The sequence below is a fragment of the uncultured Piscinibacter sp. genome, from assembly GCF_937952055.1.
Taxonomy (GTDB): domain Bacteria; phylum Pseudomonadota; class Gammaproteobacteria; order Burkholderiales; family Burkholderiaceae_C; genus Piscinibacter.
Genome location: NZ_CALFYO010000010.1, coordinates 159,384 through 180,737 on the forward strand (window position 1 = coordinate 159,384; position 21,354 = coordinate 180,737).

General features: G+C 71.9%; 21 protein-coding genes. 10 read left to right on the forward strand and 11 right to left on the reverse strand.

Annotation, left to right across the window (positions count from 1 at the left end):
• The first annotated feature begins 17 nt into the window (after positions 1-17).
• Together tssM and tagF are read left to right on the forward strand one after the other, a co-directional pair.
• A complete protein-coding gene (gene tssM, locus Q0599_RS03590; protein ID WP_298825775.1) occupies positions 18-3,422 on the forward strand; it encodes a type VI secretion system membrane subunit TssM in 3,405 nt (1,134 codons plus the stop codon).
• Positions 3,422-4,066, forward strand: a complete 645-nt coding sequence (gene tagF, locus Q0599_RS03595) for a type VI secretion system-associated protein TagF (RefSeq protein WP_298825778.1) — start codon at positions 3,422-3,424, stop codon at positions 4,064-4,066. Before tssM ends, tagF begins: the two co-directional genes overlap by 1 nt.
• Positions 4,067-4,082: 16 nt before the next feature.
• Here tagF and tagH read toward each other — a convergent pair whose 3' ends face one another.
• The 5 genes from tagH to Q0599_RS03620 all read right to left on the reverse strand — a co-directional run bounded on the left by tagH (position 4,083) and on the right by Q0599_RS03620 (position 9,834).
• Positions 4,083-5,354, reverse strand: coding sequence for a type VI secretion system-associated FHA domain protein TagH (tagH, locus tag Q0599_RS03600; RefSeq protein WP_298825781.1), 1,272 nt, complete (start codon positions 5,352-5,354; stop codon positions 4,083-4,085).
• A 25-nt stretch (positions 5,355-5,379) separates the two neighbouring features.
• Positions 5,380-6,852: a serine/threonine-protein kinase gene (locus tag Q0599_RS03605; protein WP_298825784.1), complete on the reverse strand. Its 1,473-nt coding sequence runs from the start codon at positions 6,850-6,852 to the stop codon at positions 5,380-5,382.
• A 7-nt stretch (positions 6,853-6,859) separates the two neighbouring features.
• Positions 6,860-7,732, reverse strand: a complete 873-nt coding sequence (locus tag Q0599_RS03610) for a DUF3365 domain-containing protein (protein ID WP_298825787.1) — start codon at positions 7,730-7,732, stop codon at positions 6,860-6,862.
• Between the two features lie 91 nt (positions 7,733-7,823).
• Positions 7,824-8,741 carry a hypothetical protein gene (locus tag Q0599_RS03615; RefSeq protein WP_298825790.1) on the reverse strand — a complete coding sequence of 306 codons (918 nt, stop codon included), beginning with the start codon at positions 8,739-8,741 and terminating at the stop codon, positions 7,824-7,826.
• A 142-nt stretch (positions 8,742-8,883) separates the two neighbouring features.
• Complete coding sequence (locus tag Q0599_RS03620) at positions 8,884-9,834, reverse strand: alpha/beta hydrolase (protein ID WP_298825793.1); 951 nt, start codon at positions 9,832-9,834, stop codon at positions 8,884-8,886.
• Positions 9,835-9,976: 142 nt separating this feature from the next.
• Between Q0599_RS03620 and Q0599_RS03625 the strand changes: the two genes are divergently transcribed.
• Positions 9,977-12,628 (forward strand): M1 family metallopeptidase, encoded by a 2,652-nt coding sequence (locus Q0599_RS03625; RefSeq protein ID WP_298825796.1) that lies wholly within the window; start codon positions 9,977-9,979, stop codon positions 12,626-12,628.
• Positions 12,629-12,671: 43 nt separating this feature from the next.
• On the forward strand, positions 12,672-13,214 hold the full coding sequence (locus tag Q0599_RS03630; protein WP_298825799.1) for a phosphatase PAP2 family protein: 543 nt from the start codon (positions 12,672-12,674) through the stop codon (positions 13,212-13,214).
• A gap of 21 nt (positions 13,215-13,235) precedes the next feature.
• Here Q0599_RS03630 and Q0599_RS03635 read toward each other — a convergent pair whose 3' ends face one another.
• Positions 13,236-14,276, reverse strand: a complete 1,041-nt coding sequence (locus Q0599_RS03635; RefSeq protein ID WP_298825803.1) for a phospholipase A — start codon at positions 14,274-14,276, stop codon at positions 13,236-13,238.
• A gap of 86 nt (positions 14,277-14,362) precedes the next feature.
• Between Q0599_RS03635 and Q0599_RS03640 the strand changes: the two genes are divergently transcribed.
• Complete coding sequence (locus tag Q0599_RS03640) at positions 14,363-15,373, forward strand: metal-dependent hydrolase (RefSeq protein WP_298825806.1); 1,011 nt, start codon at positions 14,363-14,365, stop codon at positions 15,371-15,373.
• A 16-nt stretch (positions 15,374-15,389) separates the two neighbouring features.
• Positions 15,390-16,190: an alpha/beta fold hydrolase gene (locus Q0599_RS03645; RefSeq protein WP_298825809.1), complete on the forward strand. Its 801-nt coding sequence runs from the start codon at positions 15,390-15,392 to the stop codon at positions 16,188-16,190.
• A gap of 1 nt (position 16,191) precedes the next feature.
• Here the strand turns inward: Q0599_RS03645 and Q0599_RS03650 are convergent, their stop codons facing one another.
• Entirely contained in the window at positions 16,192-16,539 is a 348-nt protein-coding gene (locus Q0599_RS03650; protein ID WP_298825812.1) for a hypothetical protein, read from the reverse strand.
• A gap of 39 nt (positions 16,540-16,578) precedes the next feature.
• On the opposite strand from Q0599_RS03650, the gene Q0599_RS03655 reads away from it, so the two are divergent.
• From Q0599_RS03655 to Q0599_RS03670, 4 genes are all read left to right on the forward strand, one after another.
• Positions 16,579-17,241, forward strand: a complete 663-nt coding sequence (locus Q0599_RS03655; RefSeq protein ID WP_298825815.1) for a CoA pyrophosphatase — start codon at positions 16,579-16,581, stop codon at positions 17,239-17,241.
• Positions 17,238-17,789, forward strand: coding sequence for a hemerythrin domain-containing protein (locus tag Q0599_RS03660; protein WP_298825819.1), 552 nt, complete (start codon positions 17,238-17,240; stop codon positions 17,787-17,789). Before Q0599_RS03655 ends, Q0599_RS03660 begins: the two co-directional genes overlap by 4 nt.
• Positions 17,786-18,181 (forward strand): YbaN family protein, encoded by a 396-nt coding sequence (locus Q0599_RS03665; RefSeq protein WP_298825822.1) that lies wholly within the window; start codon positions 17,786-17,788, stop codon positions 18,179-18,181. Before Q0599_RS03660 ends, Q0599_RS03665 begins: the two co-directional genes overlap by 4 nt.
• A gap of 93 nt (positions 18,182-18,274) precedes the next feature.
• Positions 18,275-18,475, forward strand: coding sequence for a hypothetical protein (locus tag Q0599_RS03670; protein WP_298825825.1), 201 nt, complete (start codon positions 18,275-18,277; stop codon positions 18,473-18,475).
• Positions 18,476-18,481: 6 nt separating this feature from the next.
• On the opposite strand, the gene Q0599_RS03675 is transcribed toward Q0599_RS03670, so the two are convergent.
• From Q0599_RS03675 to Q0599_RS03690, 4 genes are read right to left on the reverse strand one after another with little or no spacing between them, the layout of a single operon-like run.
• Positions 18,482-19,567: a TonB family protein gene (locus tag Q0599_RS03675; protein ID WP_298825828.1), complete on the reverse strand. Its 1,086-nt coding sequence runs from the start codon at positions 19,565-19,567 to the stop codon at positions 18,482-18,484.
• Positions 19,568-19,625: 58 nt separating this feature from the next.
• Positions 19,626-20,120 (reverse strand): biopolymer transporter ExbD, encoded by a 495-nt coding sequence (locus tag Q0599_RS03680; protein WP_298825831.1) that lies wholly within the window; start codon positions 20,118-20,120, stop codon positions 19,626-19,628.
• Positions 20,121-20,128: 8 nt separating this feature from the next.
• Positions 20,129-20,659, reverse strand: coding sequence for a biopolymer transporter ExbD (locus Q0599_RS03685; protein WP_298825834.1), 531 nt, complete (start codon positions 20,657-20,659; stop codon positions 20,129-20,131).
• A 1-nt stretch (position 20,660) separates the two neighbouring features.
• Positions 20,661-21,320 carry a MotA/TolQ/ExbB proton channel family protein gene (locus Q0599_RS03690; protein ID WP_298825837.1) on the reverse strand — a complete coding sequence of 220 codons (660 nt, stop codon included), beginning with the start codon at positions 21,318-21,320 and terminating at the stop codon, positions 20,661-20,663.
• Positions 21,321-21,354: the final 34 nt, after the last annotated feature.

The window sequence follows — 21,354 nt, forward strand, 5'->3', positions numbered from 1 at the left end:
GCTGGCGCGGTCGGTCGATGAGCACGAACCTGCCGCGCCTGCAGACCGTCGCGAACCTCGCCGGCGCGGCGGCGCTGCTGTGGCTCGCCGCACCGCTGATCGCGTGGGACGGCTGGCGGCCTTTCGACAGCCGCACCGCCCGGCTCGGCCTGCTGGCCGCGAGCGCGCTTCTGCTGATCGGCCTCTGGGCCGCCAAGCGGCTGCTGCGCCAGAGGCGCAACGCGCGCCTGCTCGGACAGCTCGGCGGCAACCATCCGGCCTCCGACATGCTCGCGCAGCGCTTCGCCCACGCGATGCAGCTGCTGCGCTCCGGCGTCGCCGCATCGGGCGCGCAGCAGGCGCGCTGGTGGCAGCCGCGGCGGCATCTCTACCAATTGCCCTGGTACATGTTCATCGGCGCGCCCGGCGCCGGCAAGACCACGGCACTGCTGCACGCCGGTCTGCGCTTCCCGCTGGCCGAGCGACTGGGCAGCGTTCCCGTGGCGGGAGTCGGCGGCACGCGGCAATGCGACTGGTGGTTCACGGAGCAGGCGGTCTTCATCGACACGGCAGGCCGCTACACGACGCAGGACAGCAACGTCTCGGTCGATGCCCAGGAGTGGCAGACCTTCCTGCAGCTGCTGCGTCGCTACCGGCCGGTGCAGCCGATCAACGGCGTGATCGTCACGGTCAGCGTGCCCGACCTGCTGCAAGGCGGCGCCGACCTGGAACTGCAGGCCGCGGCCGTCGATCGCCGGCTGCAGGAGCTGCGCGCGCAGCTCGGCCAGCGCTTTCCGGTCTACCTGCTCGTCACCAAGGCGGACCTGCTCGCCGGCTTCGTCGAGTTCTTCGGCGACTTCGACGCCGCACAACGCGAGCAGGTGTGGGGGGTCACTTTCGACGCCGAGGCCCGGAGTGCCACGGCGCCCTTGCCCGACGATCTGCGCGCGCAGCTTGCGGCGCTCACGTCGCGCATTGCCGCCATGACGCCGCGCCGCCTGCAGGCCGAGCCCCTGGTGCAGCGCCGCGCCGCGATCTACCACTTCGCGGCGCAGCTGGATGCGCTGCTGCCCGCCCTCGAGGGCTTCGCGCGGCAGGCGCTGCGCCACGCGGCCGAGCCACCCAGGCAATGGGTGCGCGGCGTCTACCTGTCCAGCGGCACGCAGGAAGGCAATCCGATCGACCGCGTGCTCGGCGAGCTCAGCCGCAGCTTCGGCATGGCGCTGCGTGCGCCGGCGCGCCCGGCCGGCAGCGGCAAGGCGTACTTCCTGGCCCGGCTGCTGCAGCAGCTGATCATCCCGGAGGCGGCGCTGGCCGGCAGGAACTTGCAGCGCCGACAGCGTCGCCGCTGGCTGTCCGCCGGGCTCGGCGGCACCGTCGCGGCGCTGCTGCTGGCGGCGTGCGCGGGATGGATCGTCAGCTATCGCAGCAATCTGCAATACGTCGAGGCGGTGCGCGAGCGCGTGAAGAAGGTGGCGCAGGAGATCGACCTGGCGCGTGCCGCCGACATCGACCAGCTGCTGCCGCTCTACGCCCTGCTCGGCCAGCTGGCACACAGCGGCGCGGTCGACCCCGGGCAGGCGTCGTGGCGACTCGACCTGGGTCTGTTCCAGGGGCCCAGGATGGCCCAGTCGGCCCGGCAGACCTACCAGCGCGTCCTCGACCGCACGCTCGCGCCGCTGCTGGCCGAGCGGCTGACCGAGGCGATCCGGCAGGAAGGCAACCCGGCAGCGCGCTACGAGGCGCTGCGTGTCGGCCTGATGCTGGCGACGCCGAACCGTCTGCAGCGCGGCGAGGTGCGGCGCTGGGCGGCGCAGGCCTTTGCCGGGACGTCAGCCACCGGCGGCCAGGGCCCCGGCGCCGGCGAGCAGCAGGAGTGGCTTCGCCATCTCGACGCGCTGCTCGAGCGCAACGCGGTGCTCGGCCTGATCCGCCTCGACGAAGCGAGCGTACGCGCGGCGCGTGCTTCGCTGGCGGGCATGTCGATGGAGCAGCGCGTGCACGACCGTCTGATGCACCGTGCCCGCGAGCGGCTCGCCGGCGACCAGACGCTTGCCGATCTTGCCAGCCCTGCGGCGGTGATCGCCTTCGCGCCCCAGGACGCGGCGGACTCGGCAGTCCTGCCGGCGGCCTATACGCGGCAGGCCTGGCGCGAGGTCATCGAACCGGCGATCGAGCCGACGATCGCCGAGCTCGCCGAGGAAGCCGGCTGGGTGCTCGGCGAGCGCTCGAGTGCGAACGAGCGGCTGACGCGCGAGCGCAGCGCCCGCGAGCCGCTCGCGCGTCAGGTCGCACGGCGCCATGCGCAGGCGACCGCCGAGCAGTGGGACCGGCTGCTCGCGACACTGGTGTTGCAGCCGCCCACGGACCGCGACGGCCTCGTCCGGCTGGGCATGCGGCTCGCCGCAGCGGATTCCCCGTTGCGCCAGCTGTTGCGCCGCATCGCCACGGAGTTTCCTGCTGCCCCGCCGGGGGGCGCCGCGTCGGTGGCGACGCAGGCCTACGACGAGGCGCTCGGCGCGCATTTCGGCGGCCTGCGCGACTACGTGCAGACGTCGGGCGGGGCCGCCGTGGACCGCCTCGTCGAGCCGCTCGCTGGCGTGCTGGGCGAACCCACCGGGGCCCGCGGTGCCGAACTCGCGCGCGAGCTGCGCGCCGAGGCCGGCCGCGCGCCGCTGCCGTTGCGCGCAGTGTGGACCGGTCTGGCCGACGCGCTCGCCGCGCAGCAGCGGCGCGCCTTCGAGCAGCAGATCGGCGCCAGCCTGGCCGAGCTCGGACAGGCCTGCCGACGCTTGACCGCCGACCGATTCCCGTTCGCGACCGACGCCCGGCGCGACATGCCGTTCGCCGACTTCGCACGCCTGTTCGGGCCATCGGGCCTGCTCGACGGCTTCTTCCGCACCCGTCTCGCCGGCCAGGTGGACACGCGTGTGCGGCCCTGGCGGCCGCACGGCGAAGTCGCGACGTCGGAGAAGGCGCAGGCGACGGTGCGCTCGTTCGAGATGGCAGACGATATCCGGCGCCTGTTCTTCCCCGCGCAGTCCGAGCTGCCGCAGCTGCGGCTGCAGCTGACGCCCGCCGCCATGGACGGGGAGCTGCTGATGTTCAGCGCCGACGTCGACGGCCAGCTGCTGCGCTACGAGAACGGCCCGCGCCGGCCGAAGACCATCCTCTGGCCGGGGCCCGGGGCGACGCAGCGCGTGTTGATGCGCATCCTGCCCGCCGGCCCCAATGGGGTCGGTGCGGAGGTGCACGAGGGCCCGTGGGCGCTGCTGCGCGTGCTGCAGCGCGGCGGCGTGCAACGCGGCGGCAGTGCGGCCACGAGCGCGCGACTGGAGGTCGATGGGCGGGCGCTCACGGTCGACCTCCGTGCCGAGGGCTCCTCCGTGCCCGCCACGCTGCTCGGCGAACTCGGGCGCTTCCGCTGCCCGGAGGCCTGGTGATGGACGCCGACATCGAAACCTTGCTGCCGCAGGCCGTCGGCTGGTGGGGCAAGCTGCCATCCCGCGGCGACTTCGTCGGCCGGGGCCTGCCTCGGCCGTGGCTGCGGCTCTGGGACGACTGGCTGCAGCGGGCCCTGGCCGATGCGTCGCGGCAGGTCGAGGCGGCGCTGTTGCGCGAACGGCTGCTCGCGATGTCGCCGTGGCAGTGCCTGGTGCTGCCGTCAACGGCCGGCCAGCCGGCATGGAACGGCGTCGTGACCGCCTCGTCGGATCGGGTCGGCCGGGTCTTCCCGCTGCTGTTCGCCGAGGCCTACGACGAGCCGGCGCTCGAGCGGGTCGATCTGGCAGCGCTGCGCGGGCGCGCCGCGCAGATCGCGTCGTGGCTGCGCGATGCCGCCCCAGGCTCGTCGCCGCGCGAGCTCGAAATCGCCGCGGCGCGATGGGCCACGGCGGCGTGGACGTCGCGAGCCACGGCCGGTCGGCCCGCCCCCGATGGCACGCTCGCCGGGCTGCGGCAAGGCCGGCCGTCGGCGGGCTCGTTCTGGTGGCGCCTGGAGCCGCCGGCACATGACGGCGAGGTGCTCGGTGAACCCTGGCCGCCGCGCGAGTCCCTGCTGCTGGAGTGGCTCGCCGTGCCCGACTGAAGCGGCAGCAGGGCGGCTAGGGGCGCGAGGCGCTTTCTGCGGGCGGGAGTTCCGCGTCGCGGTGTGTCTCGGGGCGTGGCGCGGTACGCCGCGCCTGTGCCTCGTAGGCCAGCAGGAATTCGCGCCCGAAGGCGGCCTCGAATGCGTCGTCGAGGTTGTCCAGCAGCCGCGCGTGGTGTTCGCGCTGGCGGCGCCACAACTCCGCCTCGCGCAGCCACGGGAGGATGCGGGCCCAGCCGCGTGGCGCGCCGGCGGCCTCTTCGATCGCGGTCGGTCCCAGCCTCAGGATCAGCTCGGAGACCGCTGCGCGCATGCCCGCCACCATGGCCAGCTGGTGCATCTGCAGGTCCCGGTGCGCATCGTGCAGCGCCTCGAGCGGCGCGAGGAAGCCAGGGCGGGCACGTTCCTGCAGCAGCAGGCGCAGGCATTCGCTCGCGTCGGGCGCGAACTTCAGCGGATTGTTCTCGCGCGCCGCGATCTGCGTGCCCTGCGCGCGGATGCTCTGCTTGGTGGCGGCGCGGCTGCGCAGCAGCTCGAAGGTTCCCTCCGTCATGCTGCGCAGCAGCGCGCCGGCGTGCTCGGCCCAGGCGGGGCCCAGCATGCGCCCGTCGGCCAGCCCGGCGCCGCGCAGGAAAGCCTGGCGCAGTGCTGCGGCGTCGCCTTCGACGCCGGCGGGGGGGCCGTCGGGTGGCGCCGCGGTGGGGGGCGGGGTCGGCTCGGCGGCGCGCGGCGGCGCCGCAACGGCAGCGGAAGCTGCCACGGCGGCAGGGCGGGCCGGCGGGATGGGCGATGGCGCGTCGAGCGAAGCCAGCGGCGACCCGGGGCCGAGCGGGTCGGCGACGGTATCGAGCGCGAACCACTGGTCGAGCCGTGACGATCGCGCGGGGCCGGGTCGCGCGATGGCGGGTGCGGAGGGCGGCGGCGCGACATGGCGAGCCAGTTCCATCAGGGCTGCGTCGGCGGGACGCTGGACCTCGAGCAGGATCTCGAAGGCGCCGATGCCGATGCGATCGCCGTCGGTCACGGCGCATTGCCCACCGGGCGGCAGCGCTTCGCCGTTGACCGTCAGCGACGCGCTCGTGCTGACGCAATGGAGCGTCGCCTGGCCCGCGCCGCAGGGCACGAGCATCGCATGGCGGCGCGAGACGAGGCGCAAGGGGTCGTCGAGCACCAGATCGCAGTCGGCCGAACGACCGATCGATGCGCCGCCGTCGCCGACCGGCCGGGCCACCGGCCCGGAGGCGGCGCCTTCGGGCAGCCGCACGAGGCGCATCGTCAGCGTGCTCATCGGCCGTGCCGGGACGGGCAGCGATTCAGATCAGGCTGCGCCACAGATCGGCCTCCACTGTCTTGGCATCGACGCGCGCCGCCAGCTGATCCAGCACGCGGGCGACGAACTGTTCGCGCGTGGCGGCGCCTTCGGCGCATCGACCGGCGAGCACCTTGCCGATCGGTCCCAGCGAGCGGGCCAGCGTCGCGGCGGCCTTGTCGACATCGCCGGGCCGCAGGGGCGTGCCATCGCGAGGCAGCGACGGCTGGGTCTCGGGGAAGCCGCTGGACGGAGGCGCGCTGTTGCGGAACGCCGGCTTGCCGCGGCCGTCCGTGGCAGTGAGGAAGCGTTCGCGGACGTCGGGGTCGACGATCGCCGCGGCGACGCTCAGCCGCACCTCGGCGACATCCGCCTTGTCGCGGGCCGCGCGGCGCACCAGCACCCGGGCCACGGGCCCCACGTAGCGCGTCAATTCGCGCTCCAGGTCGGCGAGTTCGGTCTCGTCCCAGCCGGTCGGCACCGGCAGTTGCGAGGGCAGACCGCTGTCCGCGAAGACCTGCGCCGGTGCAACCACGCCCGCCGGTGCGGCCGGCTTCTGCGCAATGACACGCGGCGGCATCAGCCGCGGCGCGGCGATCCGATCGGGGATCGGGCCCGGCGCCACGGCCTTCAGCGCATCGCGGAACTCGAGCGCGCTCGCGAAGCGTTGCGCCGGCAGCTTCGCCAAGGCACTGTCGACGATGGCGTCGAACAGGGCCAGCGACGCATCACCGCCGCGCAGCGACAGCTGGCCGGGCTGGCCGTAGACGATCTGGTACATGATCGCCTCGTCGCTCCCGGTGAACGGCATCACCCCCGCGAGCATCTGGTAGAGCAGCACGCCGGCGGAGAAGACGTCGACGCGCCGGTCGAGCGGGCCGCCTGTGTATTGCTCGGGCGCCATGTAACCCGGCGAGCCGATCACCGTGTTGACGCGGGTGACCTGCGACGACTCGGTGCGGGCAATGCCGAAGTCGGTGATCTTCAGCCGGCCCTCGCCATCGACCATCAGGTTGGCCGGCTTGATGTCGCGGTGCACGACGCCGGCCTCGTGCGCGTAGTGCAGTGCGTCGAGCAGCTGGAACATCAGGCACAGCACTTCCTCGCGGGTCAGTCGTTCGGGCCGACGCAGGTAGTCGCCCAGGCTGTGGCCGTCGACGTACTCCATCACGATGTAGGCGCAGGCCGGGTCCTGCCCGAACTGGTAGACGGAGACGATGTTGCGGTGGCTGAGCCGGCCTGCCGCTTGCGCCTCGACGCGGAAGCGTGCCTCGGCGCCATGCTGCTGCGCACCGGCCTCCAGCAGGTGGCGCTGGATGGTCTTGATCGCCACCGGCCGGTCGATCACGGGATCGTGGCCGAGGTACACCACGCCCATCGAACCGGTGCCGATGACGCCGCGCACGTCGTAGCCGCCGATGCGCGCGGGCAACTCGGCGGGCATGGCGCTGCGCGACGGGGGCAGGGCGGCGCTCATCGTCGGCTCAGGCTCCCAGCATGTTCATCGCCTGCTCGAGGCTGCGGCGCATGCGGGTGAACGACTCGGCCAGGCGGCCGATCTCGTCGCGCCCGCGCTTCTTGAACTCCGGTGCGCCGGCCTCGCCCATGCTGACCCGGTCGGCGAGCCGGGACAGTTGCGTGACCGGCCGGATCACGAGTGCCCAGAGCATCAGATTCAGCACGATCCCGATCGCGACGAAGATGCCGACCAGCGATGCCATGAAGACCTTGAAGGTCTTCTCGGCACGCGCCAGCGGCACCGCCATCGGCACCGACACGACCTGCGCGCCGACCACCTCGTTGAGCTTCCAGCCGAAGCCGTTGGCCTGGCCGTACTTCTCGATCAGGGTCTTCGGCGCACGCTCGACCGTGTCGTGGCAGACGAGGCAGGCCGGGTTGGTGATGCGCAACGGCCTCGCGATGTACAGCGCGCGGCCGAGCGGCGTGTCGCGCTCGCCGATCAGTTCCTTCTGGTCCGCCGAGGTGCGGAAGCGCGCCACGATGTCGGCCTCCCAGTCGACCGCGCGGTCGCGCGGATTCGTCGGATTCAGCGTGGCCTCCTTGTAGCTGTATTCCGGGAAGGCCTTGGACAGCTGGTTCAGCACCTCGGTGGCCGAGTAGGCCGGGACGGTCTGCGGCAGGAAGGTGTAGATCATCTGGGTGTCGAGCAGCGGCTTGATCTGCTCGACGGTGTAGGTACGAACGGCGAGCGCCTTCTCCATCGTCAGCCGTGCGTGCTGGACAATTTCCTGCTGCGCGTTGTCTCGCAGCAGATTGCGCGATACGTAGGCGCTGGCGGCCAGTCCGGCGAGAAAGACGAGCAGGAAGATCAGGTTGAACTTCAGGAGCAGACGCATCGCAGTCTCCTTCGGGAGGGCCGGGGTCCCGCAGTGCAGGCCCCGGGGAACAACAACAAGGGGGCACGCTGTCGCGGGCCTGGTAGTCCGGTCAGTTCGGTGAAGCGCTCGCCGGCAGCACAGCGCTGGCCGGCGGCGGCGGTTTCTTCGGCAGGAAGCGTTCCGGGAACAGCACGCGCTCCCACTCCATGTGTGCGGAAAGATTGGCTGCTGCAGCGCTGCGAAAGTCGCGGTCGGCGGCCCGGCCGCGCCATTGCCGCGACAGCGCAAGACGGATCTTCGGTTCGGTGTGCAGCCACGCCGAGACGTCCTCGTAGCTGACCGGCCCGAGCGACTGCAGCGGGACGTTGCGCTTGGCGTACAGCTCGCTGCGCGCGGGCAGCGCGTCGCGGAAGTCGCGTGGCAGCTGCTGGACGAAGTCGGATGACAGCTGGGCGGACTTGACGGGCTTGCCGCCGCCCTCACGCCAGGAGACGAACTCGCCCCTGCGCAGCGCGAGCGTTTCCTTCGCGCCGTCGCGCTGCAGCACGCGCACCGATCCCGTCTCGGCGAACACCGCCCAGCTGCTGTCCTGCACCCGCACGACCGCCGATCCGGACTTGCCGTCGAGTTCGAGCGACGGTGTCCACAGGCCGAACTCGACCTGGGGGTCGGCCGGCAGGCGCAGCTTGGTCCAGCCCACGAGCTGGTACAGGCGCGGCGACACCACTTTGCGGCTGGGCGTCAGGCGCGGCCGCAGGATCAGCCGGCTCGCCTCGCCGACGCCGACCAGCACCCCGTCGGCGAACTCGATCTGCACGAAGGCGCCCTTGGCGGTCTCGACGATGTCGCCCGCGGACAGTGCGGCCCCCTCGACCAGGGCATACCGAGTCGACTCCCGCAGCAGCACCGCCTGACCCTGCAGGATGCCGATCAGCGCCTCCGGCGCGGCATGCGCCGGCGACCCCACGACGGACAGGACGAGGCCCATCCAGCGCAGCGCATGCAGTCGCAGTTGGCGTGAATGCACCAGCACACCCCTTGACACTTCTTACCGATTGATAGTGGACTTGCGATCCGGTCGCGTCAATCGCCTTCACTCCCTACCTCGCGGGCGCGCGCCCTCCCTCAAGCGAGGCTTGACGGCCGGACCGTACGAGTGCTTGGGACTCTCAGGCGTGGTCGGCGAGGAAGCGCAGCAAGTCGCGGGCGAAGCGTCCTGGTTCGGCGACGTGCGGCGAGTGACCGGAGTGCTCGTAGACGCTGACCTCCGCATGGCGCACCGCCGCGCGGAAGTAGCCCTCGAGCGGGACGCCGCCGTAGTGCGCGCTGCGACCGCCGAGCACGATCCAGACCGGAAGGTCCAGCGTCGGCAGCAGCGTGCGGTAGTCGGCCAGCGCCAGCGACTCGGCGAGGTCGAGCAGAGGCCTCGCGTCGAAGCCTCCGAGCCAGCGGCGCAGCAGGCGCGCGAGCGCCGCCTTGGCGCCGACGCGGCGGCGCAACCAATCGCCGGCGGCGGCCTCCACCTCGCGGGCGATGACATCGGCGAGATCGTGCCTTGCGCTGGCGATCGCGCCCAGCAGCATGTCGCGGCTGCAGCCTCCGAACAGGCCGAGCCGCCATGCGTCATCGGTGACGACGCGCGGAGATTGGTCGACCAGCGCGAGCGCCATGACGCGTCCACGGCCGTGGTCCTGCACGTACTGCAGCACGGTCAGTGCGCCCATCGAATGGCCGACGAGCACGACGCGCTCGAGCTGGAAGTGGTCGAGCAGCTGCTGCAGATCGGCTGCCAGCCGCTGCAGCGTGGTGACGCTGCCGGGCAGGGCGGCGCAGCCGCCGTGGCAGCGGGCATCCCAGGCGAAGACGCGCACGTGGCGGGCCAGGCGGCGGGCGACCGGCATCCAGTGCCGGTGCGAACAACCGAGGCCGTGCACCAGCACGACCGGCACGCCGCTGCCGAGCACGCTCACCGGGATGGGCTGACCGTCGTCGGCGGTGAAGTGCAGCAGCCTGGCGTCGGCCGGGCTGCGCCCGAGCAGCCCGAAGTTGCGCATCACGGTCAGCAGACCGGCCAGTCCGACGATGTGTCGGGTCGGGCGTCGGGTGGGGCGCGGCTCCATGACAGCGGCCCGATGGTACGCGCGGCGGCTCGCCGCATCGCGCCGAACCGGTGCGAGGCGCGATGCCGCGCTGCGAAAGAAGGGGATGGCTGCCCCTCGGACCGCGCCCTAAGCTTCGGCGCAGTCTCGCGAAGGAGGGGTCATGGTCGCCGTCCGATCCATCACTGCCCTGCTGGCACTGCCAGTCGCCGTGTTTGTCTTCCTCGCGGTGCCGGTGGCGGCTTCTGCGCAAGCCCGCTTCCGCTTCGACCAGACGCCGGGCCGGCTGTCCAAGGACGTGGTGCCCTCCCTGGTGAGACTTGCGCTCGACCTCGATCCGGCGCGCGAGACCTTCGACGGCCGCGTCGAGATCGACCTGCGCGTGGCCAAGCCCGTCGATGCAATCGAGCTGCACGCCCACGAGCTGACCGCCGGCGACGCCTGGCTCGGCACGGGCAGGGCGCGCCGGCCACTGGAGATCGTGCCGGACACGGGCGCCCAGCTCTGGCGCCTCGTGCCGCGCGACGGCCGGCGCATCGCCGCGGGCACTCACCGCATCGCCATCGCCTACGCGGGCAAGGTGCAGCGCCAGGGCTCCGGGCTGTTCCGCGCCACGGCGATGATCGACGGCAGGCCGGAGGCATCGCTGGCCACGCAGCTCGAGCCGATCCACGCGCGGCGCGTGTTTCCGGTGTTCGACGAGCCGGCGTTCCGGTCCCGCTATGCGCTGGCCGTGCGGGCGCCCGCCGCGCTCGAGGTGTTGGCCAACATGCCGCGCCGGCACAAGCGGGTGGACGGGGGCCGCGCCACGCACGAGTTCCAGGTCACGCCGCCGATGCCGAGCTACCTGTTCGCGGTGTCCGTCGGACGCTACGAAATGCTCGAGGGGCGTGCCGCCGGCGTGCCGCTGCGCATCCTCACCGCCGCCGGCAAGCGTGAGCAGGGCCGCTACGCGCTGGAGGCCACGAAGTTGCTGCTGCCGTACTACACGCGCTACTTCGGCGTGCCCTACGCCTTGCCGCGGCTCGACCAGCTCGCCGTGCCGTCGACGCGCTGGGGCGCGATGGAGGACTGGGGCCTGATCTCCTACGCCGAGAACGGCCTGCTCGTCGATCCGGCCACCACCAGTCCGGCGCAGCAGCGGCAGGTGTTCGGCCTGGTCGCGCACGAGATCGCGCACCAGTGGTTCGGCAACCTCGTCACCGCCGCATCATGGAACGAGATCTGGCTGAACGAGGCGTTCGCCACCTGGATGGCGCGCAAGGCGTCGGACCGTTTCAACCCTGGCTGGCAGGTGCCGCTGAACTACCGCAGCGCGATCGACGAGACGATGTCCACCGACAGCAGCGACGCCACACGCGCGATCCGCTCCGGCCCGGTGCGCGAGACGGCGGTGTTCGACGTGTTCGACGACATCACCTACGTGAAGGGCGGGGCCGTGCTGACGATGATCGAACAATGGCTCGGCGAGGAAAGTTTCCGGCGCGGACTGTCGGCCTACATGCGCGAGCGGCGGCTGTCGAATGCGACCGCCGGCGATCTCTGGTTCCACATCGGCCGCGCCGCCGGCCGCGACGTGGCGGCAATGGCCGCGAGCTGGACCGACCAGCCGGGCTTCCCGCTGGTCGCCGTCGCGCAGCGCTGCAAGGGCGGCGCGACGCAGGTGACGCTCACGCAGCAGCGCTTCCGCGCCGGCTCGGCATCGACGCCGCGCGGGGGCGGGACGCATTGGCAGATCCCCGTGCAGCTGGCGCGCGGCGGGCAGCGCGCCGACGTGCTGCTCGCCAACGCGCAGTCGGTCGCCGTGCTGCCGGGCTGCAGCGACGAGCCGGTGCGCGCCAACGCCGGGGGGCTGGGCTTCTACCGGGTCGCCTATGCGCCGGACGTGCAGATGGCGCTGCGCGATCGCTTCGCGGCGTTGCCCGCGGCCGACCGCGTGGCGCTGCTGGCCGACATGCTCGCGCTGTCGCAGGCGGGCGCGCTGCCGCTGGACGAGGGGCTGAGCTGGCTGGAGCGGATCGCCGAGGTCCGCGACGCCGGACGCGTGCCGTTGTTCAAGCAGGCGATCGCGGCCTTCGGCCTGCTCGACAAATCCCTTGCCGGCACGCCGCAGCAGTCGGCGCTGCGGGGGACTGCGCGCGCCCTGCTGGCGCCCGAGCTGGCACGCCTGGGCTGGGACCCGGCGCCCTCGGACGACCCCGAGACGCTCGCCATCCGCGCGCAGCTCGTGCGGCAGCTGGCGCACATGGACGATGCGGCCACGCTGACCGAGGCGCTGGAGCGGCTCAGTCGCGACGAGTCGGGTGCGCAGCCGCTGCACGCCTCGATGCGCGAGGCGGTGCGCGTCGCGGCCGGCACGTCGGCCGACCGCGCACGTTTCCAGCGCATGCTCGCCGCGCTGCCCGCGGCGCCGAGCGAGCAGGAGCGGCGCACGCTGGCCAGCGCGCTGGCCAGCGGCCGTGATCCGGCTCGCGCGGGCGAGCTGCTCGACCGCATGCTGCAGGGCGACCTTCCACCCAACGTCGCGATGATGATGCCCGGCATGGTGGCCGAGCGGTCTCCGTTTGGCGAGCTGGCCTACCGCCACCTCGTCGATCACTGGCAGGCGTGGGCCAAGCTCGCCGGCCCCATCGGGCAGCGCTGGCTGTTGCCGGAGGTGGCGAAGCATTCCAACGACCCGGCGCGTGCCCGCTCCGTCGTCGAGGATCAGGCCCGGCTCGTCGGCCCGGACGGCACCATGCTGGCGGCGCGTGCCGCCGCGCGCATCCGGCAGCTGGTCGAGTTGAAGTCGCGTGCTTCCGGCCAGGCGCCCTGAGCGTGCGTCGCCGCTGGCGGCCGCGGGCGACTACAGTGCCGCCATGCGCAAGACGGTTCGCGACCTGGTGGTATCCGTGGGCTGGGCGCTGTGCGGCGTGGCACCGGCGCAGGCCTTCGACCACGAACGCGCCGGTGACCTGCTGCAGAACGCATTGCCGGCGGGCGTCGCGGCCGTCGAGCTCTGGCGCGGCGACCACCAGGGCGTCTGGCAGCTCGGCGCCTCGTTCGCCGTGACCGTGCTGGCCACCAAGGCGCTGAAGGGCGCCGTGCGCGTCGAGCGCCCCGACGGCAGCAGCGATGACGCCTTTCCCTCCGGCCATGCCTCGAGAGCATTCGTCGCGGCCACCTACATGCACCGCCGCCACGGCTGGGAGTCAGCCTGGCCTTGGTACGCCGCGGCCACCTATGTCGGCTGGACGCGCGTGCACGCCGACCGGCACCGCTGGCGCGACGTGGCCGGCAGCCTTGCGCTGGCGGGCCTCTCGAGCTGGTGGCTGGTCGCGCCAGCGCAGCAGAATGCCGTCGCGCTGACGCCGACACTCGCTGCGGGCCGCCTGGCCGTCGAACTGCACGCACGCTGGTGAGGCGCACGCGAGGCGGGCGCTTCAGCGCCAGCCTGCGATCGTGATGCCCAGCCCCGCCTTGGTCTGACGCAGGTTGTAGTCGATCAGGCTCTCGCCGTAGCCGCCGAACAGCTGAAAGTAGCCGTGCATCGCGTCGGCCAGCGGGAACACGTAGTCCAGCTGCGCCGAGCCGCGCGAGCGATCGCCGCCGCGCAGCGAGTGGCGCAGCTGCAGCGACACCGTGTGGTCGCCCCAGTAGCGCGCGAGTCGCATCTCGGCGCGGCCGACGTGATCCGCGATGTCCGGGTTGTCGTCGTCGCTCGCCTCCTCGCGGATGCGCGCCCACGGGCGCAGCTCCGCCACCCAGTCCCCGCGCTCCAGAGCGAGGCCGGCGATGACGCGGTTCCAGCTGCGCGACAGCGGCAGCGCGCGGCCGTTGGACTGGTGGTTCAGCGACAGCGAGGCCATGCGCAGCCGCCAGCCCAGCAGGCTCGCCTCCAGCGGCGCCACCAGCATCAGCTCCGGCTCGTAGTTGGTCTCGCGGAAGGGCCGCGAGTCGGCGCCGTTGTAGACCTGCCAGCGCGACGACTGGGTGTAGCCGCCCCACAGGCTGACGGGCGCGCCGAACAGCGAGTGCGCGAACTTGGCCTTGAAGCTGATCTGGTACTTGGCCTCGACGGACTTCAGGATCAGTTCGGACGGCGCCGAGTGATCGGGCGCCGGCGAACTCGGCAGCCGGTTCACGCGGTCGGTCCAGGTCGCCGGCAGCAGGTAGACCGGCTTGTAGGCGCGCGGCGCGAACAGCACGCTGCGCTGGCCGTCGAGGTCCCAGCGCGTGCCGAGCTTGGAGTCGCGATCATCGTTGCTCGTCGGGGGCGCCGACGGCGCGGCCGGCTCTGCAGCCGGCGCTGCGGCGGGTGTCTCGGGCGCGGCACGACCGTGCAGGCGGTCGTAGCAGGCCAGGCGCGCCGCCGCGTCCTGCATCGCGACGCAGTCGGCGGCAGCGGCCTGGGCCATGGCCACCGTCGGCAACGCGAGCGCCAGCGGGGCGAGCCAGCGTGCGGCACGGAGGGGACGGGACATCGCGGCGAGCTCCTGGTCATGCGGACAGAGTGCGCAGTATCCGGCACCACCCGCAGGCTTTGCCCGGCCACCGAGAATGTCTCCCCATGGATTCCCTCTCGCAGATTGCCCTCGGTGCCGCTGTCGGCGTGGCCACCATGGGCCGGCGCACGGCGGTGTGGAAGGCGGCGCTGTGGGGCGCGGTGGCTGGCACGCTGCCCGACCTCGACGTGCTGATCGACCATGGCGACCCGATCCGCAACATGGTGTTGCACCGCGCCGAGACGCACGCACCGTTCTGGCTGACGCTGTGCTCGCTGCCTTTTGCCGCAGCCATCGCGCGGCTGCACGGCGAGTGGCCGCACTGGCGGCGCTGGTGGCTGGCGATGTGGCTCGCCCTCGTCACCCACCCGATGCTCGACGCCATGACGGTCTATGGCACGCAACTCGGCCTGCCGTTCACCGACCATCCCTTCGCCGTCGGCAGCGTGTTCATCATCGACCCGCTGTACACGCTGCCGCTGCTCGTCGGCACCGGCTGGGCGCTGGCCGCGCGCGGCGGCGGGCGGGCCATCGCGGTCAACGCCGCAGGCCTGCTGCTCAGCACGGCCTACCTCGGCTGGGGCGTGCTGGCGCAGCAACAGGTGGAGCGCGTGGCGAGGGCGTCGCTCGCCGCCCAGGGCATCGACGCCGAGCGCGTCCTGGTCTCGCCCACCGTCTTCAACTCGGTGCTGTGGCGCGTGGTCGCGATGGCGGACGACAGTTATGTCGAGGGCTTCCGATCACTGCTCGACGAGACGCCGACGATGCACTTCGACCGCTTCCCGCGCGGCCAAATGCTGGCTGCCGAACTGGAGGCGCTGGACGGCGTGCGGCGCATCGCCGCCTTCAGCAAGGGTTTCTACAAGCTGCAGCAGGAGGGTGACCGCGTGCTGCTGACCGACCTGCGCATGGGCCAGGAGCCGAACTACATCTTCACCTTCGTGATTGCGCGGCGGGAGAGCCCGCCGGTGCCGCTGGCGGTGCCCGAGCAGGTCGGCTCGCGGCCGGATCTCGCACGCGGTCTGCCGTGGCTGTGGCGGCGCTCGCTGGGCGAGCCGCTGGCTCCGCCGCGCTGAGGCACACTAGCGGCCCATGAACCGTCCGCGCCCGGGCATCGACTTCATCGAATCCGGCCATGGACCGACCGTGCTGTTCGTGCCCGGGTCCTACAGCACGCCCGCCGCTTGGCGGCCGATGCACAGGCTACTGCCGCCACGCTGGCGATTCGTGTCGACCAGCTTGTGCGGCTACGGCGGCACAGCCGAGACCCGCTCGCCCGACGACCACGGCATGCAGCACGAAGTGCACGTCGTCGAGGCCGCGGCGCGCGCCGCCGGCGGCCCGGTGCACCTGGTCGGGCATTCCTTCGGCGGCACGGTGGCGCTGGCGGCCGCGCTGTCCGGGCGCGTCGAGGTGAAGAGCATGGCGCTGTTCGAGGCCAATCCGATCGATCTGCTGCAGCGGCATGGCCATGCCGCGCTGCACCAGGCCGCTCGTCTCATGAGCAGGGGCTTCGAGCAGGCGGTGCGCGAGGGCGAACGCGATGCGCCGCGGCGCATCATCGACTATTGGGGCGGCGAGGGCGTCTTCGCCGCCATGCCGGCGGCCGTGCAGGACTACTGCCGGCAGACCGCCGCCGCGAACGTGCTGGACTGGCACACCTGCTTCGGCTTCGAGGTGAGCGGGGCCGACGTGGCGCGGCTGGACGTGCCCGTGCTGCTGGTACGTGGCGGCCTGGCCAACGCGGCGATGGTCGCGATCACCGATCAACTCGCCGCGCATCTGCGCGACGTGCGCCATGAGGTGGTCGAGGGCGCGGGGCACTTCCTCGTCAGCAGCCATGCCGAGGTTTGCGCCGAGCTGCTCGCCGCGCACCTCGGGAACGCGGCGTGAATCAGGCCTGCCACACCGCGTAGCCCGCCTCGCGCAGGCCGATGGCGAGCTCCACCTCCATCTCGCGCGCCGCCTCGTAGGGCATCGGGTTGTAGACCGCGTAGAGCGAGGGCAGCAGGCGCAGGCCGTAGGCGAACACGAAGCGGTTGGCCTGGATGCCCGCCTTGTGCTTGTCGAAGCGCAGGTCGGGGTCGAGCCCGGTCATGCCGACGTAGACGCAGGGCTTGGTGATGTCGTGCTCCGGGTTGGCGCGGCGGAAGCCCGGCTCGTTCCACACCCGCGCGTCGAGCTCGACGACGTAGACGTGGTGGTGATGTCGCGTGCTGCGCTTCGGGGTCTTGGCGGCCATGGTCACGTGCCGGGCACCGGCAGCGCCTATGCTATGCGCATGAAGCTGCGAGGAGAGACACTGCGCGCGCTGCTGTGCGCGCGGCTGCAGGCGTTCGAGGTGCGCGCGCTCGATGCCGAAGGGCGCCGCCACGCCGCCGTGGCCGTGCCCGTCACCGAGGCCGGTCACGGTGCCGGCGTGGCGGGCCTGCCCGCGCATGCGCAATGGAGCGACGCGCCCGCACTGCTGCTCACGCGGCGCGCCGAAAGCCTGCGCAGCCACGCCGGCCAATGGGCGCTGCCCGGCGGCCGCCTCGACGAGGGCGAGACCCCCGAGCAGGCGGCGCTGCGCGAACTCGCCGAGGAGGTCGGCCTGAATCTCGATGCGTCGGCCGTGCTCGGCCGTCTCGACGACTACGCCACCCGCTCGGGCTACCTGATCACGCCGGTGGTGGTGTGGGCCGGCGCGGCGCGCGAACTGCTGCCCAACGCCGCCGAGGTGGCGTCCGTCCACCGCATCCCGGCCGCCGAACTGCTGCGCAATGACGCGCCGATGCTGAACCAGGTGCGCGGCGCCGAGCACCCGTTGCTGCGCATGCCGGTCGGCGACAGCTGGATCGCCGCGCCAACCGCGGCCTTTCTCTACCAGTTCCGCGAGTGCTGCCTGCTCGGACGCGCGACACGCACCGCACATTTCGATCAGCCCGCATTCGCCTGGCGATGAAGAACCTGCTGCACCCGTCGCCCGGAGTCGGCTTCGAGCAACCCTTCGAGATGCTCGTCGCCTGCCACGACCGCGTGCGCCGCAGCCTCGCGCTGCTCGGCAGGCTGCTCGATCACGTCGAGCGCCACGGCCACGACGCGAAGAGCCGCTCGGCCGCGCGCGACGTGCTGCGCTACTTCGAGCTCGCTGCGCCGCACCACCACGAGGACGAGGAGCGTCACGTGTTCCCGCGTCTGCTGGCCGGCGGCGACGCGGCGCTGGTGCAGGCGGTGCGGCGGCTGCGCGCCGACCACGAGCGCCTGGCGGCGCTGTGGGCGAGGCTCAGGCCGGTGCTGCAGGCCTGGGCGGGGGACACGGCAGCCGGCGCGGCCGGGGCGGCGTTCCGTGACGATGCACGCGCCTTCCAGGCGCTCTACGACGAGCACATCCCGCTCGAAGAGAGGCTCGTGTTCCCGGCCGCGCGATCGATGTGCGACGAGACGGCGCTCGCCGCAATGGGCGGGGAGATGCAGTCGCGCCGTCGCGACGGCACCACAATGCCGCAATGACGCTGCCGCCCGCCCCCTCGCGCCCGTTCTGGCAACGCGCCGGCTGGACGGTCGCCGGAGCGGTCTGCCTGGCGCTGGGCGTGGCCGGCATCTTCCTGCCGCTGTTGCCCACCACGCCGTTCGTGCTGCTGGCGGCATTCTGCTTCTCGCGCGGCAGCGAGCGTGTCGAGGCCTGGCTGCTCGCGCACCCGCGCTTCGGGCCGATGGTGGCCGACTGGCGGGCGCGCCGTGCGGTGCCGCGCCGCGCCAAGCAGCTCGCCTGGGCGATGATGGCGGCAGGCAGTGCCTGGGCCTGGTGGGTGATGCCCGAGCCGTGGCGATGGCTGCCGACGCTCGTCTGCCTCGCCGTTGCCGCCTGGCTGTGGCAATTGCCGGACGCCGACCCACGCTGATGCGCTCCGGTTGTTGCCCCCTCCCCGTTTCAGGGGATGGGCGAGACGGTAACCTGTGGTTACTGTCAGGGCACTGCTTTACAGGCCAACACCATGCTGTCCCGTCACACCGACACCCTGCACGCATCCGTCGTCATTTCGGAACTGCCGGCGATGCGCCGCATGCCGGCGCCGACGCCGCTGCCCACGCTGGCCAAGCCGGGGCTTGCTGCGCAGATCGCCGCCTGGCTCGTGGCTCGCCGCCAGGCGCCGACCGCGCGGCGCAGCGCACAGGTGGTGTTCCTGCGCGCCTGAACCTCGCTAAGAGGGCAGGAAGTCCAGCGGGTAGGTCACCACCATCTGGTTGACGTCCTTGGCGCCGAAGTCGAACTGGCGGATGCGCGCCAGGAGCTTCGATTCCAGCTCGGCGGCCTTCAGCTCACTGGACTCCACGCGGATGTCCATCACCTGGCCCGATGGCGCGATCGTCAGCTTGAGCACCACCTTGCCCTGCAGCGACGGGTCGTCGCGCAGCGCGCGGTTGTAGATCGCGTAGATCGCGCCCTTGTTGCGGTCGAACACCAGGCGAATCTCTTCCAGCGAGCGCGACGCCTTGCCGCCGCCACCCTTGGCGAGCGTGCCGCCCCCGCCGCCCACACCGGTGCCCGTGCCGCCCTTGCCGGAGCTGCCGCCTCCACCCGGGCCGCCGCCACCACCGCCGCCGGCCACGCCCTCCACCAGCGTCGTGGCGCGTCCCGCGAGCCCGCCGCCGCCGGTGTTGCGGCTGTAGGCGGCGGTGTTGATGCCACCCGAGCCTCCGGTGGCATTGGAGGTGATGAGGTTGCGGGCCGGCAGGCCGGGTTCGGTGCCGGCACCGACGCCCGCGCCCACGCCGGCGCCCACGCCAGGCCCGGCCTTGATGTTCTGGTTGAGCTGCACCGCGACCGGCGCGCCGCGAAGTTGGGCAAGCTCGTTGCTCATCGCCAGCAGGCCCACGCCGGCGGCCTTGCGCCGTGCGCCCTCGATCTCGCCCGGCGGCTTGCCGGCGATGGGCTTGCGCGCCTCCGGCGCGACGGCCTTGGGCAGCGGCTTGGCATCGGGCAGCGGCTTGGCCACTTCCGGTTTGGCGGCGGAGGGGGCCTGCGTCTCGGGAGCGACGACGGGCTTGGCGGGCGCCTTCGGCACCACCGGCTCGCGCTGCTCGAGCACCAGCTTGGCCAGGCGCTGCGGCACCTCGGGCGGCGCGGCGCGGTCGACCTCGGGCTTGGGCAGCAGCAGCAGCACGATGCACAGGATGACGCAGACGGCCAGCACGGTGTTCAGGATGCGCTTGAAGCGCGCCTCATCCTCGGGCGAGACCGCCCACGGCAGCACCGTGCCGCGAAAGGAGATGGTGGCGGCGCTCATTGGGAGGCCCTCCACGCAAATCGCTGCGGGATGCGCGCCTGGAAACGGCCCGGTGCGCTCATGCTTTGCCCGCCTTCTGCGACACCGCGAAGGACACGTCGCTGTAGTTGGCCCGTGCGGCCGTGTACATCACCTTGCGCAGCAGGCTGTAGGGGATGCTCTTGTCGCCCATGATCGTCACCGACTTGCTCTGCGCCTCATTGACTTTGGCCAGCACGGTGCGGCCGGCATGCAGGTCGAGCTCGGCCTTCAGCGGCGCTATCAGGTCGCCCTCGCTGCCCATGGCCTCGGCGACCGTGGCCACCTTGCGACCGTCGACGAGGATGTCGGTGGCGCTGACGGTCACCACCAGCATCTCCCGAGGCGTCTTCTCGGCGGTCGACTGCGGCAGCTTGATCGCCTGGGCGGTGGACAGGATCTCCACGCCGGTGCTCGACATCAGGAAGAAGATCAGGATGGTGAAGATGTCGATCAGCGCCACCAGGTTCATGTCGAGCCCGGACTGGTTGCGCGCCTTGCGTGCGGCACGCTTTTCGATCGGCGTCAGTTTCATGCGGGCCTCTATTTCTTGGCGACGCTGATCGGCGCGTCGCCGATCGAGATGTCGGGGAACAACTCGACGCGCGCTGCGGCGGCGGCCTTGGCCGGCGCAGAAGCAGCCTGCGCCACGTCGAGCGCCGGCGCACCTTCGCGCACCGTGTCCATCACCTGCACCAGCACTTCGTAAGAGGTGTTCGGCTGCGCCAGCACGGTGGCCGTCTTCGTCTCGGGGAACTTGGCCTTGACCTGCTGCATGAGCGTGGACAGCGAGGTCAGGTCGTAGCCCTGGGCGTTGTTCGGGATGTGCTGGATCAGGCCGCCGATGCGGTCACCCACGTCCAGCGCGTCCGGCCGGATCACGACCTCGAGCTTGAGGTCCTCCACCTTGAGCTGCTCGACCCCCGAGTTCTGCGCCGGCAGCGATACCTCGATCACCGACAGGCGAGAGAACACCGCCGTCGACAGCAGGAACGGCACCAGCACCACGATCACGTTGATGAACGCGGTGACTTCGAGATGCGCAACCGGCTTGCGCGGGCGACGGATGCGCATCTCAGCGAGTTCCCGTCGGGGCCGCCTCGGCGCGCACGCGCTGCACGACGTTCAGGAAGCTGATCTTGGCGGCTTCGAGGCCGTCGACGATTTCGCCGGTGCGCGCCTGCAGGAAGGCGTGGATGAGCAGGAACGGGATCGCTACCGACAGCGCGAAGGCGGTGTTGTTCATCGCGATCGAGATCGAGGCCGACAGCAGCTCGGCCTTCTCGGCCGGATTGACCGCCGCCACGGCGGTGAAGCCCTTGATCAGGCCGATGATGGTGCCCAGCAGACCGACCAGCGTGATCACGTTGGCCAGCGTGGCGATGTAGTGCGTGCGCTTCTCCAGGCGCGGCACGATCTCCATCATGCCTTCCTCCATCGCGTTGTCGATGTCCTCGCGGCGCGCCGGGCTCTGCATGCGTTCCAGGCCATTGGCGACGATCTTGCCGATGGCAGCATCGGAGCCGGCGGCGACGTTCAGCACCTCCTTGAACCTGCCGCTCTGCAGCAGTGGCAGCACCTTCGCCCACAGCTTGCGGTTCTCCGCGCGCGCGCGGCGCAGGAACACGAAGCGCTCGATGGCGATGGCCAGGCCGACCGCCATGATGGCGATGCTGAAGTAGATGGCGACGCCGCTGTCCTGGAAGAACTTGACGGCAAACTCAACGACGCTCATGGGCTATCTCCTGTGACGACGGTATGGGGGTGGA

Coding starts and splice junctions, on each gene's coding strand:
- tssM (WP_298825775.1), top strand. CDS start 18: ATGAGCACGAACCTGCCGCGCCTGCAGACCGTCGCGAACCTCGCCGGC.
- tagF (WP_298825778.1), top strand. CDS start 3,422: ATGGACGCCGACATCGAAACCTTGCTGCCGCAGGCCGTCGGCTGGTGG.
- tagH (WP_298825781.1), bottom strand. CDS start 5,354: ATGAGCACGCTGACGATGCGCCTCGTGCGGCTGCCCGAAGGCGCCGCC.
- Q0599_RS03605 (WP_298825784.1), bottom strand. CDS start 6,852: ATGAGCGCCGCCCTGCCCCCGTCGCGCAGCGCCATGCCCGCCGAGTTG.
- Q0599_RS03610 (WP_298825787.1), bottom strand. CDS start 7,732: ATGCGTCTGCTCCTGAAGTTCAACCTGATCTTCCTGCTCGTCTTTCTC.
- Q0599_RS03620 (WP_298825793.1), bottom strand. CDS start 9,834: ATGGAGCCGCGCCCCACCCGACGCCCGACCCGACACATCGTCGGACTG.
- Q0599_RS03625 (WP_298825796.1), top strand. CDS start 9,977: ATGGTCGCCGTCCGATCCATCACTGCCCTGCTGGCACTGCCAGTCGCC.
- Q0599_RS03630 (WP_298825799.1), top strand. CDS start 12,672: ATGCGCAAGACGGTTCGCGACCTGGTGGTATCCGTGGGCTGGGCGCTG.
- Q0599_RS03635 (WP_298825803.1), bottom strand. CDS start 14,276: ATGTCCCGTCCCCTCCGTGCCGCACGCTGGCTCGCCCCGCTGGCGCTC.
- Q0599_RS03640 (WP_298825806.1), top strand. CDS start 14,363: ATGGATTCCCTCTCGCAGATTGCCCTCGGTGCCGCTGTCGGCGTGGCC.
- Q0599_RS03645 (WP_298825809.1), top strand. CDS start 15,390: ATGAACCGTCCGCGCCCGGGCATCGACTTCATCGAATCCGGCCATGGA.
- Q0599_RS03650 (WP_298825812.1), bottom strand. CDS start 16,539: ATGGCCGCCAAGACCCCGAAGCGCAGCACGCGACATCACCACCACGTC.
- Q0599_RS03655 (WP_298825815.1), top strand. CDS start 16,579: ATGAAGCTGCGAGGAGAGACACTGCGCGCGCTGCTGTGCGCGCGGCTG.
- Q0599_RS03660 (WP_298825819.1), top strand. CDS start 17,238: ATGAAGAACCTGCTGCACCCGTCGCCCGGAGTCGGCTTCGAGCAACCC.
- Q0599_RS03665 (WP_298825822.1), top strand. CDS start 17,786: ATGACGCTGCCGCCCGCCCCCTCGCGCCCGTTCTGGCAACGCGCCGGC.
- Q0599_RS03670 (WP_298825825.1), top strand. CDS start 18,275: ATGCTGTCCCGTCACACCGACACCCTGCACGCATCCGTCGTCATTTCG.
- Q0599_RS03675 (WP_298825828.1), bottom strand. CDS start 19,567: ATGAGCGCCGCCACCATCTCCTTTCGCGGCACGGTGCTGCCGTGGGCG.
- Q0599_RS03680 (WP_298825831.1), bottom strand. CDS start 20,120: ATGAAACTGACGCCGATCGAAAAGCGTGCCGCACGCAAGGCGCGCAAC.
- Q0599_RS03685 (WP_298825834.1), bottom strand. CDS start 20,659: ATGCGCATCCGTCGCCCGCGCAAGCCGGTTGCGCATCTCGAAGTCACC.
- Q0599_RS03690 (WP_298825837.1), bottom strand. CDS start 21,320: ATGAGCGTCGTTGAGTTTGCCGTCAAGTTCTTCCAGGACAGCGGCGTC.